We start from the raw sequence: 13,844 nt of genomic DNA, 5'->3' as shown, positions 1-13,844 counted from the left end.
CGTGCGCGACCCGCTCGTGGCCGCGCTCCGGCGCGACGGGCTGATCCGCCCGGACGAGCTCGGGCTCGGGCTCGACTCCGACGAGGACAGCCGGCTGATCGCAGCCGACGGCCGGGCGAGCAGCCGCCTCTCGCTCGTGGGGCCGTTGCGGAAGGGCCGCCTCTGGGAGAACACCGCAGTGCCGGAGCTCCGCGTCGAGGCGAGGCGCATGGCCGAGCGGCTGGTGGGCGAGGCCGCGATGCCCCTGCAGCAGGATCGGACGCAGCCGGAGTACGCCGGGCGTGGCTCACCACGTACCCTCGGAGCGTGAGCGACCTTCGACCAGTGAAGCCGGTCCAGCAGGCCGACCGGCGCGGTGGCCAGCTTGCCCGCGCCGGCGAGGCGGCGACCGGCGTGTGGTGGCGTCGCGTCCCGCACGTGCTTACCGCCCCCGAGCCGGTCTTCTCCGCGCTGGCCGAGACGGACGACGTCGACGTCGACGCGCGCTCGGAGCCGGTGCTCGCGATCACGATCCTCGCCGGCATGGCCGCTGTGCTGCTGACACCGGCGTGGGGTGGCGTGATGGACGACCCCTCGGTCGACGGTCTCGTGCTCGTCGTCGTGACGTTCGTCGCCGGTCTCTTCTACGGCGCGGCAGGCTACTTCCTGCTGGGCCTCGCGCTCTGGCTCGGCGCCAAGGCCGTCGGCGTGGAGGCGCCGTTCAAGATCGCCCGGCAGATCGTTGCCTTCGCGGCGGTGCCGATGGCGCTCTCGCTGCTCGTCCTCGTGCCCGCGATCGCGATCGGCTTCGGCGCCGACTGGTTCCGCACCGGGGGCGACGACGAGGGAACCGGGCGGACGGTCCTCGTCTGCATCGGGCTTGCGTTCGCGACCTGGTCGCTCGGGCTGGTGGGACTCGGGCTCCGCTGGACCTTTCGGCTGCCGTGGAGAGGGGTGCTGACCGCGCTCGTGCTGGCGACCGTGATCGTCGCGGCGTTCGCCGTCCTCCCCTCGGCGCTGTAGTGCCCGGCGGTATCCCCGGGTTATCCCGTTCGGAGGCCGACCGCGGCCCGGAATGCGTCGAGCTCCTCCTCGGCCATCGCGTACGTGTGCACCTCCTCGGGGAAGCGGTGTCCGCGCACGTCCTCGGCATACGCGGACACGGCGTCGCGGATGGCGGTCGCGAGATCCGCGTAGCGCTTGACGAACCGCGGCGACTGGCCCTGGTAGAGCCCGAGCAGGTCGTGCCAGACCAGCACCTGGCCGTCGGTGGCGCCGCCGGCGCCGATGCCGATCGTCGGAACGGTCAGACGCCTGGTGATCTCCTCGGCCACGGGAGCAGGCACGGCCTCGAGCACGAGCGAGAAGCAGCCCGCTGCCTCCAGTGCGCGCGCGTCGTCGACCAGGCGACGGGCGTGATCGGCCGTCCGTCCCTGCGCCCTGAAGCCGCCGAGCGCAGTGGCCGACTGCGGGGTGAGGCCGATGTGGCCCATCACGGGGATCCCGGCACCCACGATCGAATGGACACGTGAGAGGGTGGGCCCGGCGCCCTCGAGCTTCACCGCGTCGGCCCCCGCCTCCTTGACGAACCGGATCGCGTTCGCGACCGCCTCCTCGTCGGAGACCTGGAATGACCCGAACGGCATGTCGCCGATCACGAGCGGGCGCCGTGCACCGCGGGTCACCGCGCGCGTGAGGACGATCATCTCGTCCATCGACGCGGGGACCGTCGAGTCGTGGCCGAGGACGGTCATCGCCGCGGAGTCACCGACCAGGATCAGGTCGACGCCCGCCTCGTCGGCGAGGCGGCCCGAGGGAGCGTCGTAGGCCGTCACCATCACGATCGACTGGCCGCTCGCCTTCAGCCCGGCCAGCTCGGTGATCGGCAGCTTGCCGGGCGCAGGGGTGCCGGGTGCGGGGGTGCGGGGTCGAGTGCTCACAGCTCCTCCTCCAGGGGGACGTTGTCGATCAGGCGGGTCGAGCCGACGCGGACGGCGGCGGCGAGCGTCGGTGGGTCGAACGGCGCGACCTCGACGTAGTCGATTTCGAGGCCGGCCGCCTCGAGGATCGCGCGCGCGGTCTCGGCGTCACGCGCCGCCAGCGCCCGGGGGAGCGCCAGGGCACGGTCGCGCTCCTCGGGCGTGAGGCGAGTGTTGCGCGACGAGAGCGCCAGTCCGTCCGGGTCGCGCACGGTCGGCACGACGACGAGCTCGAGCTCGAGGTGGAGGTCGGCGACCATGCGGCGCAGCACCTCGATCTGCTGGGCGTCCTTCTGGCCGTAGAAGGCGAGGTCGGGCCGCACGATCGTGAAGAGCTTGAGGCAGATTGTCGCGACGCCCCGGAAGTGGCCGGGGCGGTGCCGACCCTCGAGCATGCTCCCGAGCTCCGTCACCTCGACCCAGGTCTGGTACCCGGGTGGGTACATCTCGGCGGCGGACGGAGCGAAGACGACGTCGACACCCGACGCCTCGGCGTGCGCCAGGTCGCGCGCCTCGTCGCGCGGGTATCCGTTCAGGTCGCCCGGCTCGCCGAACTGGGCCGGGTTGACGAAGAGGCTCATCACGACCGTCTCGCACGAGGCGCGAGCCGCCGCGAGAAGGGCGAGATGCCCGTCGTGGAGCGCGCCCATCGTGGGCACGAGGCCGATGCGGCCTCGGCGACGGTCGGCAAGGGCCGCGCGCACGTCCGCAATGGCGCGGGCGACGATCACGTGCGGCTCCCCTGCGCGATCGCGTCCCGGGCGGTGAGAGTCGCGAGCGCGTCGTAGGCCTCCAGCAGGTCGGGTGCAACGGCGGCGATGGCCGAGCGATGCCGCTCGACCGTCTCCCAGTCGCCCCGCTCGATCGGCCCGGTGAGCTGGAACTCGTTCTCGATCACGCGTCGCATGAGAGGGTCGAGCGCCCCGGCGGGTGCGCCCGCGGCGGCCAGCAGCTCGCCCGCGGCCCGCCGGAGCGTGACGACGTAGTTGGAGGCGATCGCAGCGCCGGCGTGGTAGAGCGCACGACTCTCGTCGGCGAGGGGGAAAGGGCGCAGGCCGAGGGTCTCTGCCAGGGATGTTGCCGTCTCGACGGCTGCTTCTGTCTCGCCCGTGACCGCTGCCCATGCACCGTCGAGCTGCTCCGGGCCCCGGCCGAGCGTGAACGTCTGCAGGGGGTGCAGCGAGAACCGCGCGACGTGCGGGTCGAGCGCCGCGAGCGGCGTCCCGCCGCTGACATGGGCCACCCACGGCCCTGGCTCGAGCTCGGCGGCGACCTGCGCAATCGCGCGGTCGGGCACGCACAGGAGCACGAGCGCCGCGCCCTCGCGGCGCAGCTCGACGTCTCGCTCGGCGAGACGGGCACTCATGGCGCTGCCCACGCGGCCACGCGCACCGATGACGTTGACGCTCTCGATCATCCAAGGCTCCAGTTCCTCGCGGATACCGGGCTCGTCCGACTATAACGCCCGGGAGCGACGCGATAGTCCCGGCGGGCGCTTCAGCCCGTGCCCGGGTGCTCGAAGGCCCACACGCAGTACCCGCTGCGCAGGCTGCGGAGGCGGCGCACCACCCAGCGGGGAGGCGCTCCCGGCGCGCGGAGCGCGGCCCCGCGGAGGACGACGGAGATCTGCTCTCTGGTCTCGTAGCCGAGCTCGTGGAACAGCGCGTCGGGCGTGTCGTCCGACGCCGAGAACTCGGCCCCGAGCTCGCGGAGGAGCCTGACCACGTTGCGGGCGTGGCGCTTGAGGAACGTCCTCGTCACGAGGTCGCAGAAGACGACGTGGTTCGGGAACACGCGGATCAGCGTCGAGAGCAGCCGACGGCGCTCGTCGTCGCTCAGGTACCCGAGCACTCCCTCGAGCACGACCGCGACCCTCGCGAGAGTCGCATAAGGCGCAAGCACCGACTCGAGCGACTCCTCGCCGAAGCGGATGGGGACGCGCTCCAGCTCCTGCGGGGACCCGGACGAGGGGAGCCGCGACTCCTTGTAGGCAAGCAGGTCGGGCTCGTCGACCTCGAGCCAGCGGCCGCCCGCCAGCCGGAACGGGCGCGAGTCGAAGCCGGATCCGATCAGGACCACGCGGAGCTCCGGGTCTACGGACAGCTCGGCGGCGAGGAGGTCGTCGATGATGCGGTGGCGCACCGGAAACGACGAGTAGGGCTTCTTCAGGCTCGCGAGGCGCTTCGCCACCGCGCGCGCGTCGTCGTTCACGAAGCGCTGCGCGAACCGGTCGTCTGCGATCGGCCGCTCGCGGCTCGCGTCCTCGGCGCGGCTCGCCAACGTCCAGTACGCCGTGGCGGAGACCGGGTTGGCTGTCGACGGCGTCGTCACCCGGCGAGTATCCGGTCGCGCCCCGAGCGGGTCAACCGGCGCAGCGACCTCGGATCAGCCTGCTCGGGAGAGCCGATCGAGCAACCGGCGCTCCACGGCCGGCCACTCGTCGTCGAGGATCGAGTACCAGGCGCTGTCACGGTTCTCGCCGGCCCGGACGAGCATGTGCTTGCGGTGGATCCCCTCGAAGCGCGCTCCCATGGCCTCGATCGCCCCGCGCGAGCGCTCGTTCAGCGCATCCGTCTTGAGCTCGACCCGCCGGCAGCCCCAGACGTCGAACGCGTGGCGCAGCATCAGGAGCTTGGCCTCGACGTTCACGCCCGTCCCCCACGTCGACGGGTGCAGCCAGGTCCAGCCGATCTCGACCGACGAGTGCTCCGGTCGCAGAGCGAGGAACCGCGTCGAGCCGACCACGCGCTCGGTGCTCAGTGTCGCGAGCGGGATCTCCGTGCCGGCACGCGCGGCAACGAGCGCGTCGTCGATCAGCCGGTCGAGCTCCACGAGGCTTCCGGGGCGGGCGATGGAGAGCCACTGCCACGTCCGCGGGTCACGGGACGCCTCCCAGAGCCCGTCGGCATGATGCCGCCCGAGGGGCTCCAGCCGAACGAGCCGCCCCGCCAGCGTCGGTGCCTCCCACGCCTGCACGGTCACCTCGGACTAGACTACGGGCGTGCCCATCTACGAGTACGCCTGCATGGAGTGCGAGGAGCATTTCGAGGAGCTCGTCCGCTCCGAGCAGCAGGTGGTTACGTGCCCGACCTGCGGGGCCGCGAAGGTGCTGAAGCAGCTCTCGGCGTTCGCCGTGCACGGTGCCGCCGTGAAGCCGAGCTTTGCGTCGGGCTCGGGCGGCGGCGGTTGCTGCGGCGGCGGCTGCGGCTGCGGGCACTGAGCCACGGCCGGGCGGCGCCACCTCCGGGCCGGCTGAGCCGGGCTCCGGTGTCGTCTCGCGCCACCGCACGCACGCCTCTCCGGGTGTGCTCACGCGCCATCCCCTCCGGCCGCGCACGCGCAGCGCCACGCCGGATGCCGCTCACAGGGCGTGAGCGTCGAATGGACAGCGCCCCCGGCCGACCGGGCGTGGCCGTAGAGTTCCCGTCTTGAACGCGTCCGAGCGCGCAGCGGCCCTGGACGCGGTGGCCGTGGAGGCCGCCGGCTGCGTGCGGTGCCCGCTCTCGGAGGGGCGGACCCGGGTCGTGTTCGGTGAGGGCGACCCCGACGCGGACCTCGCGCTCGTCGGCGAGTCCCCGGGCTTCCACGAGGACCGCGAGGGCATGCCGTTCGCGGGCCGTGGGCGCGAGCTGCTACGGCGACTGCTGGGTCAGGTCGGCCTCTCGCTGGAGGAGACCTACCTTGCGACCGTGCTCAAGTGCAGGCCCCCGGGCAACCGGGACCCGCTGCCCGAGGAGACGGTCTCGTGTGAGCCCTACCTGTACCGGCAGCTCGAGCTCGTCCGGCCGCGTGTGGTGGCCAGCCTCGGCAGCTTCGCGACGGCGCTCCTCTCCGGACGGGCGCTGGGCATCACTCGTGTCCACGGCCAGGAGCAGGAGGTGGCGCTCGGCGGACGGGTCGTGAAGCTCTACCCGCTCTACCATCCGGCGGCCGCGCTGTACACACCGTCGATGCTCGCGGTGCTGGAGCGGGACATCGCCAGGCTGCCCGCGCTGCTCGCCTCCGACGCCACGCCGTCGGAGCAGGCGCTCGTCGCCCCGACCGTCTCGCAGGCGGAGCCGGCGGTCCTGCGGCCGGTTCAGCTCGGCCTCTTCTGACCGCGCGGATGCCGAGCGTTGAGGTCGAGACCAGCTCCCCGGCGGAGACGGAAGACCTCGCCGGGCAGCTGGCCGGCCGCCTTGCGGTCGGGGACGTCGTGCTCGTCTCGGGAGAGCTCGGCGCCGGGAAGACGACGTTCGTCCGCGGCGCGTGTCGCGCGCTCGGCGTGACGGCGCGCGTGACGAGCCCGACCTTCACCATCGGTCACCGCTACGCAGGGGCCGTGGACGTCTCCCATCTCGATCTGTACCGCTTCCGGGGCCTGTCGGCGGCGGAGTGGGGCGACCTCGAGCCGTACTTCGAGGATGCGGTCGTCTTCGTGGAGTGGCCCGAGGCGGGCGTCGATGCGCTGCCGCCGCCGCGGGCCCGGGTGCGCCTCGAGCACGTCGCACGCGATGTACGGCTGGTTGCCGTCGACGCGGACGACGACACGCTGCTACAAGGGCTTGCGAGTGCTGATCCTGGCCTTCGACACGGCGACTGACGTCGCCACGAGCGCCCTCCTCGACGACGGCGAGGTGCTGGGCGAGCGCGCGTCGGTGGCGAAGACGCTGCTCGAGGACGTCGACGCGCTGTTCCGGCAGGCATCCTCACGGCCGACCGACCTCGATGCGCTCGTCGTCGGCACGGGGCCGGGCAGCTTCACGAGCACACGGATCGGGCTGTCCGTCGCGCGGGGGCTCGCGCTCGCGCTGGGGATCGACGGAGCCGGGGTCTCGACGCTGGATGCGCTCGCGGCCGCCGCCGACGGCGCGTTGCCGGTGATCGACGCCCGGCGGGGCGAGGTGTTCGTCCCGGGCGGAGCCGCCGTGCCTCCCGACGAGGTGGACGCCCGCGGCCGGCTCTGCGTCGGCGACGGCGCCGTGCGCCACCGGGACGTCCTCGAAGCGCGCGGGGGCGTGATCCCGCCCGACGACGACGTGCGCCACACTCCCCGGGCGGCGGTGCACGCACGTCTGGCGACCGGCTTCGGGCCGGTCGACTCGATCGAGCCGATCTACGTTCGTGCCCCCGACGCGGAGCGCTGGCGCGCATGATGCTCGAGCTCGAGCTGCGGCGGTTGGAGCTGGGAGACCTCGACGCGATCGAGCGGATCGAGCGGGCCTCGTACCGGACACCCTGGTCGCGCTCGATGTTCGCCTCGGAGCTCGCCAAGCCCAGCTCGCTCTCCTTCGGCGCTGTCGACGAGACGGGTGCGCTGGTCGGGTACCTCGTCCTCTCGCGTTACGTCGACGCCTGGCACGTGATGAACGTCGCGGTGGCGCCGGAGAGGCGCCGTCAGGGTGTCGCCTCGGCGCTGCTGCGGCGTCTGTTCGAAGTGACGAAGGACGACACGCTTCGCGGCTACACGCTCGAGGTTCGTGTCTCCAACATCGCCGCGATCAGGCTCTACGAGCGGTTCGGGTTCGCGTCCAGGGGCGTGCGCCGCGGCTACTACACCGACAACCGCGAAGACGCGATGATCATGTGGCGCGAGGCAGAGCCTTCCTCGTCTGACGGGGAAGAAGGCTCGTGAGCTCGTCGGCGCCGAAGCATGCGGACCCGGCGGAAGCGTCCCAACCAGCCCTCTCGCGTAGGGAGAAGGCCTGACGATCCTGGGCATCGAGACGTCGTGCGACGAGACGGCGGCCGCCGTGGTCACCGGCGACGGCCGGCTGCTCTCCTCCGTCGTGGCCTCGCAGGCGGATCTGCACGCACGTTACGGCGGCGTCGTCCCGGAGGTCGCCTCGCGGAGGCACCTCGAGCTCGTGGCCCCGGTGATCCGCGCCGCGCTGGAGGACGCGGACGTCTCGCTCGCGGATGTCGGCAAGGTGGGCGTCACACAGGGCCCGGGCCTCGTCGGCGCGCTCCTCGTCGGGCTCTCGGCGGCGAAGGCGGTCGCATGGGCGCGCGGCCTGCCGCTCGTCCCCGTCGACCACCTTCGCGCCCACGTCGCGACGCTCTACCTCGAGCCGGACCCGCTCGAGCCGCCGTTCACCTGCCTGCTCGCCAGCGGAGGGCACACGCTCGTGCTGTCGGTTCGCGACCGGACCGGCTTCGACGTGCTCGGCTCGACCCTCGACGACGCGGCAGGTGAGGCGTTCGACAAGGGAGCGCGGCTGCTCGGGCTCGGGTACCCGGGCGGTGCTGCGATCGACAGGCTCGCGCGGGCGGGGGACGCCGAGGCCCACCGCTTCCCGGTCGCACGCGTCCCCGGCCTCGACCTCTCCTTCTCCGGTCTCAAGACGGCGCTCCTGTACACCGTGCGCGACCTCTCCGAGACCGAGCTCGAGGATCGCCGTGCGGACCTTGCGGCGTCCTATCAGCGCGCCATCGTGCACGCCCTTGTCGGGCGGCTCCGCGCCGCCGCCGAGCAGACAGGGCACGATGCGCTCGCCGTGGTGGGCGGGGTCGCGGCGAACTCGGAGCTCCGGGAGGCGCTCCCCGAGGCGCGCTTCGCGCCGCCGGCGCTGTGCACCGACAACGCCGCGATGGTGGCCTCTGCGGCGCGCTTCGCGTCCGCCCTCCCGCCGCCCGGCTACCTTGCGCTCGATGCGTACGCGTCGAGCCTCTAGCTTCGCTGCGGCCGCGCTCGCCGCGATCGGCGTGCTCACCGCCGGGGGCGCGGCAGGGACCGCCGACGCGCCCGTCGCGGCCGAGGGGTGGCAGGGCCTGCTCGGCAGCCGCCCGCTGCCGCAGCTGGGGGGCAGGTGGGTCGTCGTGCTTCGCGCACCCTCGCTCGCCGACCGGGTTCGCCGCGCGGGCGGCTCGGCGACGGAGCTCCAGATGCGCTCGTGGACTGCGACCGCCCGGGCCGCGCAGCGCCGGGCGATCGCGGGTCTCTGGTCGCGGGGAGCGCCTGTCGACCCGGAGCAGTCGTACGTCCGTGTCCTGAACGGCTTCGCGGCGGCCGTCGATCCGATGCTCCTGCCCGCCCTCGAGCGCGATCCCGCCGTGGTCGGCGTCTACCCGGTGCGCGCGGCCTACCCCGCGGCGGTGCCGTCCGCCGCGCTCGACACCGAGGCGTTCGGCCCGCAGAGCGGTCGCCGTGTCGAGGTCGGGATCCCGGGCACCGACGGGTCGGGGGTGACCGTCGCCCTGCTCGACACGGGAGTGGACACACGCCATCCGTTCCTCCAGGGCCGGCTGCTGCCCGGGATCGACGTCCTCGACGCGGACGGCGATCCGGCCGCAGAGCCGAACCCGACCGAGCCGGGCCGTCCCGAGAGGCACGCCACGGGACTGGCCGGGCTGGTCGTCGGCATCCGTGGCCCGGCGGGCCTGCGTGGCGTCGCCCCGGGGGCCTCGCTCCTGCCGATCAGGGTCGCGGGGTGGCAGCCGTCGGCCGACGGCAGCGTGTCGACGTACGGACGCACCGACCAGGTGCTTGCGGGACTGGAGGCCGCCGTCGACCCCAACGACGACGGCGACGCGCATGACGCGGCCAGAATCGCCCTCGTCGGCGTCGTGGAGCCGTTCGCGTCGTTCCCCGACGGGCCGCTCGCCCGAGCGGGCCGTGGAGCGCTTGCCCTGGGGACCCTGGTCGTCGCTCCGGCCGGGAACGACGGGCCGGCGGGGCCCGGCTACGGAAGCGTCTCGGCGCCCGCCGGGACGTCGGGCGTGCTCGGCGTCGCCGCCTCCGATTCGCGTGGTCGGAGCCCGACCGTCCATATCCTGTTGCGGGCCGGGCTACGGGTGCTCGCCTCCGGCCAGACCGCGCTCGGCGGCGCGGTCGGCCCTGACGACCTCGTTGCCGCCCCGGTCGTCGCCCTCGCGCGTCGCCAGATCGTCGAGGTGACGGGTGGGAATGCTCTCGACCGCCTCTTCGACGGTCGGGGCTACAGCCGGGTGGCCGGCGCCGCGGTGCTGCTCCCGTCCGGCCCGACCACTCCCGAAGCGGTGCGCGAGCTCGCGGCGGCCGGGGCGCGCGCGGTGCTCGTGGACGGCCCCATTCCCGCGGGGTCGCTCGGCGTCGACGAGCCCGTCGAGGTGCCGATCGTCGGGGTCTCGGCGGCGGCGGCCTCGGAGGTGCGTTCCGCCCTGGTCGACGGCGTCCCCGTCGAGCTCGCCGTCGGAGCGGCAGCCTTCGGCGCCAATCCGGAGCTGGGGGCGGTCGCCTCGTTCTCGAGCACCGGCCTCGCTCTCGACGGGGGCCTGGGGAGCGAGGTCGCCGCACCCGGAGTCGGACTCGTCACGGCTGTCCCCGGCCGCAACGAGGGCGGTGCAGCCCGGTACGGAACGCTGAGCGGCTCGAGCGCCGCGGCCGCGGTCGTCGCCGGCTCGGCGGCGCTGCTCGCCGAGGCACGGCCGGATCTGGACGCCGCCGGGTTGCGGGGGGCGCTCGTCGCCACGGCGCGGCGCGGAGTCGGGGGAACGGATCCGGGCCTGATCGACGCCGCCGCGGCGTCGTCCGTCGAGCTGATCGCGGATCCGCCCGTCGCCGCGCTCGGCGCCCTGGTCGACGCGCGCCGCCAGACGACCGGGCGCGTCACGCTCCGCAATGTCTCCCGTCGGGTTCTCGTCGTCAACCTGCGGCCGGGGGCGCGGGCGGCGGGTGTCGCCGTTCGGACAAAGCCCTCCCGGGTCGTGCTCCGGCCGGGTGGGAAGCGGGACGTCGAGGTGTCGGTGACCGCGCGCGTGCGCCCGGCTGCGCCCGGAGCGCTCGAGGGAGCCCTGAGGGCGGTCGTCGGGCCCGGCACGAGGCTCCGCATCCCGTGGGCCGCCGCGGTGCCCGTGACCCGTCCGCCGGTAATCACTCGTCTCGTCCTCTCGAAGCGGAGGTTCGCTCCCAGCGATCGCACGCCCGCCGTGCTCAGGCTGGTCGCCGGCCGGGTCGACGGCTCGGCCGAGCGGCCGCAGCTCCTCCCGCTCGTGAGGCTCGAGATCGTGCTCTACCGGGGACAGCGCCGCCTCGGCACGCTCGTGCGCCTGCGGGACGTGCTGCCCGGGCGCTACGCACTCGGGATCACTGGCCGCGGTCCGCGGGGCGCGCGCCTCCGGCCCGGGGCGTACGAGCTCCGCGTGCTCGGCGTCCCGGTCGGCGGTGGAAGGGCGACCATGGTGAGGGTCCCGTTCCGCTTGACCTAGCGTTCGCGCGAGCTGCCGGTCGATCATCTAGAGTCCTGAAGGTCGTGCGAGGCGCGCGAATCAGCCGATGAGCGCCACCGAGGCGGCCACTCACCTACGCGAGAACCCGTTCTCCCTCGCACGCACCCAGCTGCAGCGTGTGGGAGAGACGTTCGGCGTCGACCCGAACCTGACCACGATCCTCGCGGACTGCAAGAAGACGGTCGAGGTGTCCGTGCCGGTCGCCATGGACGACGGCACCACGCGCGTCTTCGAGGGCTTCCGCGTCGTGCACAACGTCACGCGCGGGCCCGCCAAGGGCGGCATCCGCTACCACCCGGGCCTGACACGGGACGAGGTCAAGGCGCTCGCCATGTGGATGACCTGGAAGTGCGCGCTGATGGGGCTGCCCTTCGGCGGCGCCAAGGGCGGCGTCGTGTGCGACCCGAAGATCCTCTCGAGCGGCGAGCTGGAGCGCCTGACCCGGCGCTACACGACGGAGATCATCAACGAGATCGGGCCCGAGAAGGACATCCCGGCACCGGATGTCGGCACGGACAGCCAGGTGATGGCGTGGATCTTCGACACGTACTCCATGAACGTCGGCCACTCCGTGCTGGGCGTCGTCACCGGCAAGCCGCTCTCGATCGGAGGCTCCGTCGGCCGCGACGGCGCGACGGCCAGAGGCGTTCTCTACTGCATCCGCACCGCGCTCCAGAAGGAGGGTCGCCGTTTCCCGGACACGCGCGTCGTGATCCAGGGGTTCGGAAACGTCGGTCGCAATCTCGCGCGGCTCCTCTCCGAGGAAGGCGCGCGCGTGATTGCCCTCTCCGACACGAAGGGGGCGGTCGTCAACCAGTACGGCATCGACGTGCCCGCCGCGATCGCGCACAAGGCCGAGCACGCGGTGCTCGAAGGCCTTCCCGGCACGGAGGACGCGACGAACGACGACCTGATCGAGCTCGAGTGCGACGTTCTCGTTCCGGCGGCGCTGGAGCAGGTGATCCGTGTCGACAACGCCTCGCGCGTGCGCGCCCACATGATCTGCGAGGCCGCGAACGGGCCGACGACTCCGGCCGCCGACGAGATCCTCGAGGACCGGGGCATTCTCGTGCTTCCCGACGTGCTTGCCAACGCCGGCGGCGTCGTCGTGTCGTATTTCGAGTGGGTCCAGGGGCTCCAGGAGTACTTCTGGAAGGAGTACGAGGTGAACGCGAAGCTCAACGACATCGTCGTGCGCGCGTTCGAGGAGACCTGGTCGGCCCGCGAGCGCTTCGGAACGAGCATGCGGACGGCTGCCTACGGGCTCGCGGTGCAACGCGTCGCCGAGGCGACGACCACACGCGGGCTCTACCCGTAGTCGATCGACGCGATTTCGTGCCGCGGGTCGTCCTCTTCGTTGCTCAGGGCTGCCACCTTTGCGAAGCGGCGCTCGACGTCGTGGTCTCGGTCTGCGGCGACGCGCACGCGGTCGTGGATATCACGGGCGATACCGCGCTCGAAAAGCAGTATCGCGGGCGGATTCCCGTCGTCGAGGTCGATGGAATCGAGCGTTTCACGTATTTCGTGACGCCGGAGGCGCTGAGAGCGGCCATCGCGTAGAACGGTTCACGCGCCGCCCTCGAGCGGGTGCGGGCAGAATGTGCGCCGTTGTCACAAACCCCCCGGGAGGCGCAGGTGGCGGAACGCTTGACGGTCGGTGTCGCTGCGCGTCTGAGTCGGTACCTCCAGGTGCTGACGCAGGCGCGGAAGATGGGTAAGGACCGGATCTCCTCTCAGGAGATCGCCGAGTACACGAACATCAACGCGACACAGATCCGCCGCGACCTGTCCGGGTTCGGGAAGTTCGGCAAGCGCGGGGTGGGGTACTCCGTCGACTCCCTGCTCTCCGAGATCCGGAAGATCCTCCGCACGCAGGGCCAGCACAACATCGCTCTCGTCGGCGCGGGCAGGCTGGGCGCTGCGATCGCATCCTCGCCGATCTTCGCCGAGCACGGCATCACGATCTCCGCCGTCTTCGACCGCGACCGGTCCAAGGTGGGCACGAACCTGGGCGGAGTCCCGGTGAGCGCTCTCGACGACCTCGACGAGATCGTGCGCGAGCGCAGCATCGTCGTCGGCGTCCTCGCCGTGCCGACCGAGTCGGCTCAGGACGCGGCCGATCGCCTCGTCGCGGCCGGCGTCAAGATCATCTTCAACTACACCCAGGCGTTGATCGACTCACCCCCCGACGTGCAGATCCATACGTCGAATCCCGCAGTCGAGCTCCTCTACGCCCTCTACTTCCATCTGACGTAGAGATCCACGCACGGGGCGCGCATTCGAGGCGCGTGGGCCTCGCGGGCTTTACCCATGCGGCAACGCGCCAGGATGACATCTCGAGGGGCCTGATTTACCGTCTCCATTTTCGTCGACGGCACCGTTGCCGCACCGAATGCCCGGGATCCTCGTTGCACAGCCGAAAGCGCTGGAAAACGCGGGAATGACATCTCGAAAAGCGCTCAAATCGGTGCGGAAGTCCCCCATTCGGGGGATGGAGAGCGTGCGCCGGTCGGCGTACAACGAAGTCCGGTTCCGGGGAGCTTTGCGGGGATCTTTGGGGGCCGAGGGAAGACGCGGCGAGGAGGGGGCTCCGCCGCACGGAGCAAAGGAGCCAATTGGGGGCATCGGCCTCTGCATGCCGTCGCAGGGGATGGATCCACGGCCTTGTCGGCCTGGTTGCCGTCCTCGTCGCACTCACCG

At 72.4% G+C, this 13,844-nt stretch carries 16 protein-coding genes and 1 pseudogene; 12 read left to right on the top strand and 5 right to left on the bottom strand.

What is annotated here, in order from left to right; genetic code table 11:
- A pseudogene (locus VFO26_RS06625) lies at positions 1-310 on the top strand (hypothetical protein); the annotation flags it as partial.
- Positions 307-1,002, top strand: coding sequence for a Yip1 family protein (locus tag VFO26_RS06620; protein WP_325114129.1), 696 nt, complete (start codon positions 307-309; stop codon positions 1,000-1,002). The pseudogene VFO26_RS06625 and the gene VFO26_RS06620, both read left to right, overlap by 4 nt.
- A gap of 20 nt (positions 1,003-1,022) precedes the next feature.
- Here VFO26_RS06620 and panB read toward each other — a convergent pair whose 3' ends face one another.
- From panB to VFO26_RS06595, 5 genes are all read right to left on the bottom strand, one after another.
- A complete protein-coding gene (panB, locus tag VFO26_RS06615; protein ID WP_325114128.1) occupies positions 1,023-1,919 on the bottom strand; it encodes a 3-methyl-2-oxobutanoate hydroxymethyltransferase in 897 nt (298 codons plus the stop codon).
- Entirely contained in the window at positions 1,916-2,689 is a 774-nt protein-coding gene (panC, locus tag VFO26_RS06610) for a pantoate--beta-alanine ligase (protein WP_325114127.1), read from the bottom strand. Before panC ends, panB begins: the two co-directional genes overlap by 4 nt.
- Entirely contained in the window at positions 2,686-3,375 is a 690-nt protein-coding gene (locus tag VFO26_RS06605; protein WP_325114126.1) for a DUF2520 domain-containing protein, read from the bottom strand. The genes panC and VFO26_RS06605 overlap by 4 nt, the downstream gene beginning before the upstream one ends.
- Before the next feature lie 80 nt (positions 3,376-3,455).
- The gene (locus tag VFO26_RS06600) at positions 3,456-4,289 is read right to left on the bottom strand and encodes a class I SAM-dependent methyltransferase (protein ID WP_325114125.1); all 834 of its coding nucleotides are present in this window, start codon (positions 4,287-4,289) and stop codon (positions 3,456-3,458) included.
- 54 nt (positions 4,290-4,343) lie between these two features.
- Positions 4,344-4,940, bottom strand: coding sequence for a GNAT family protein (locus VFO26_RS06595; protein ID WP_325114124.1), 597 nt, complete (start codon positions 4,938-4,940; stop codon positions 4,344-4,346).
- Positions 4,941-4,959: 19 nt separating this feature from the next.
- On the opposite strand from VFO26_RS06595, the gene VFO26_RS06590 reads away from it, so the two are divergent.
- The 10 genes from VFO26_RS06590 (at position 4,960) to VFO26_RS06545 (ending at position 13,400) form a co-directional block, all read left to right on the top strand.
- Positions 4,960-5,178, top strand: a complete 219-nt coding sequence (locus VFO26_RS06590; protein ID WP_325114123.1) for a zinc ribbon domain-containing protein — start codon at positions 4,960-4,962, stop codon at positions 5,176-5,178.
- 208 nt (positions 5,179-5,386) lie between these two features.
- Positions 5,387-6,055, top strand: coding sequence for a uracil-DNA glycosylase (locus VFO26_RS06585; protein WP_325114122.1), 669 nt, complete (start codon positions 5,387-5,389; stop codon positions 6,053-6,055).
- A gap of 8 nt (positions 6,056-6,063) precedes the next feature.
- Positions 6,064-6,540, top strand: a complete 477-nt coding sequence (gene tsaE, locus VFO26_RS06580; protein ID WP_325114121.1) for a tRNA (adenosine(37)-N6)-threonylcarbamoyltransferase complex ATPase subunit type 1 TsaE — start codon at positions 6,064-6,066, stop codon at positions 6,538-6,540.
- The gene (gene tsaB, locus VFO26_RS06575) at positions 6,509-7,093 is read left to right on the top strand and encodes a tRNA (adenosine(37)-N6)-threonylcarbamoyltransferase complex dimerization subunit type 1 TsaB (RefSeq protein WP_325114120.1); all 585 of its coding nucleotides are present in this window, start codon (positions 6,509-6,511) and stop codon (positions 7,091-7,093) included. Before tsaE ends, tsaB begins: the two co-directional genes overlap by 32 nt.
- The gene (gene rimI, locus VFO26_RS06570; RefSeq protein ID WP_325114119.1) at positions 7,090-7,572 is read left to right on the top strand and encodes a ribosomal protein S18-alanine N-acetyltransferase; all 483 of its coding nucleotides are present in this window, start codon (positions 7,090-7,092) and stop codon (positions 7,570-7,572) included. Before tsaB ends, rimI begins: the two co-directional genes overlap by 4 nt.
- A 70-nt stretch (positions 7,573-7,642) precedes the next feature.
- Complete coding sequence (gene tsaD, locus VFO26_RS06565) at positions 7,643-8,611, top strand: tRNA (adenosine(37)-N6)-threonylcarbamoyltransferase complex transferase subunit TsaD (RefSeq protein WP_325114132.1); 969 nt, start codon at positions 7,643-7,645, stop codon at positions 8,609-8,611.
- A complete protein-coding gene (locus tag VFO26_RS06560; RefSeq protein ID WP_325114118.1) occupies positions 8,589-11,123 on the top strand; it encodes a S8 family serine peptidase in 2,535 nt (844 codons plus the stop codon). The genes tsaD and VFO26_RS06560 overlap by 23 nt, the downstream gene beginning before the upstream one ends.
- Positions 11,124-11,190: 67 nt before the next feature.
- A complete protein-coding gene (locus VFO26_RS06555) occupies positions 11,191-12,462 on the top strand; it encodes a Glu/Leu/Phe/Val dehydrogenase (protein WP_325114117.1) in 1,272 nt (423 codons plus the stop codon).
- A 17-nt stretch (positions 12,463-12,479) separates the two neighbouring features.
- Positions 12,480-12,704, top strand: a complete 225-nt coding sequence (locus VFO26_RS06550) for a glutaredoxin family protein (protein ID WP_325114116.1) — start codon at positions 12,480-12,482, stop codon at positions 12,702-12,704.
- 75 nt (positions 12,705-12,779) lie between these two features.
- Positions 12,780-13,400 carry a redox-sensing transcriptional repressor Rex gene (locus VFO26_RS06545; protein ID WP_325114115.1) on the top strand — a complete coding sequence of 207 codons (621 nt, stop codon included), beginning with the start codon at positions 12,780-12,782 and terminating at the stop codon, positions 13,398-13,400.
- Positions 13,401-13,844: the final 444 nt, after the last annotated feature.

Source organism: Gaiella sp., from assembly GCF_035710885.1.
Lineage (GTDB): Bacteria > Actinomycetota > Thermoleophilia > Gaiellales > Gaiellaceae > Gaiella.
Note: the sequence above shows the minus strand (reverse complement) of the source record. Positions and strands in the feature narration are given on the sequence as shown.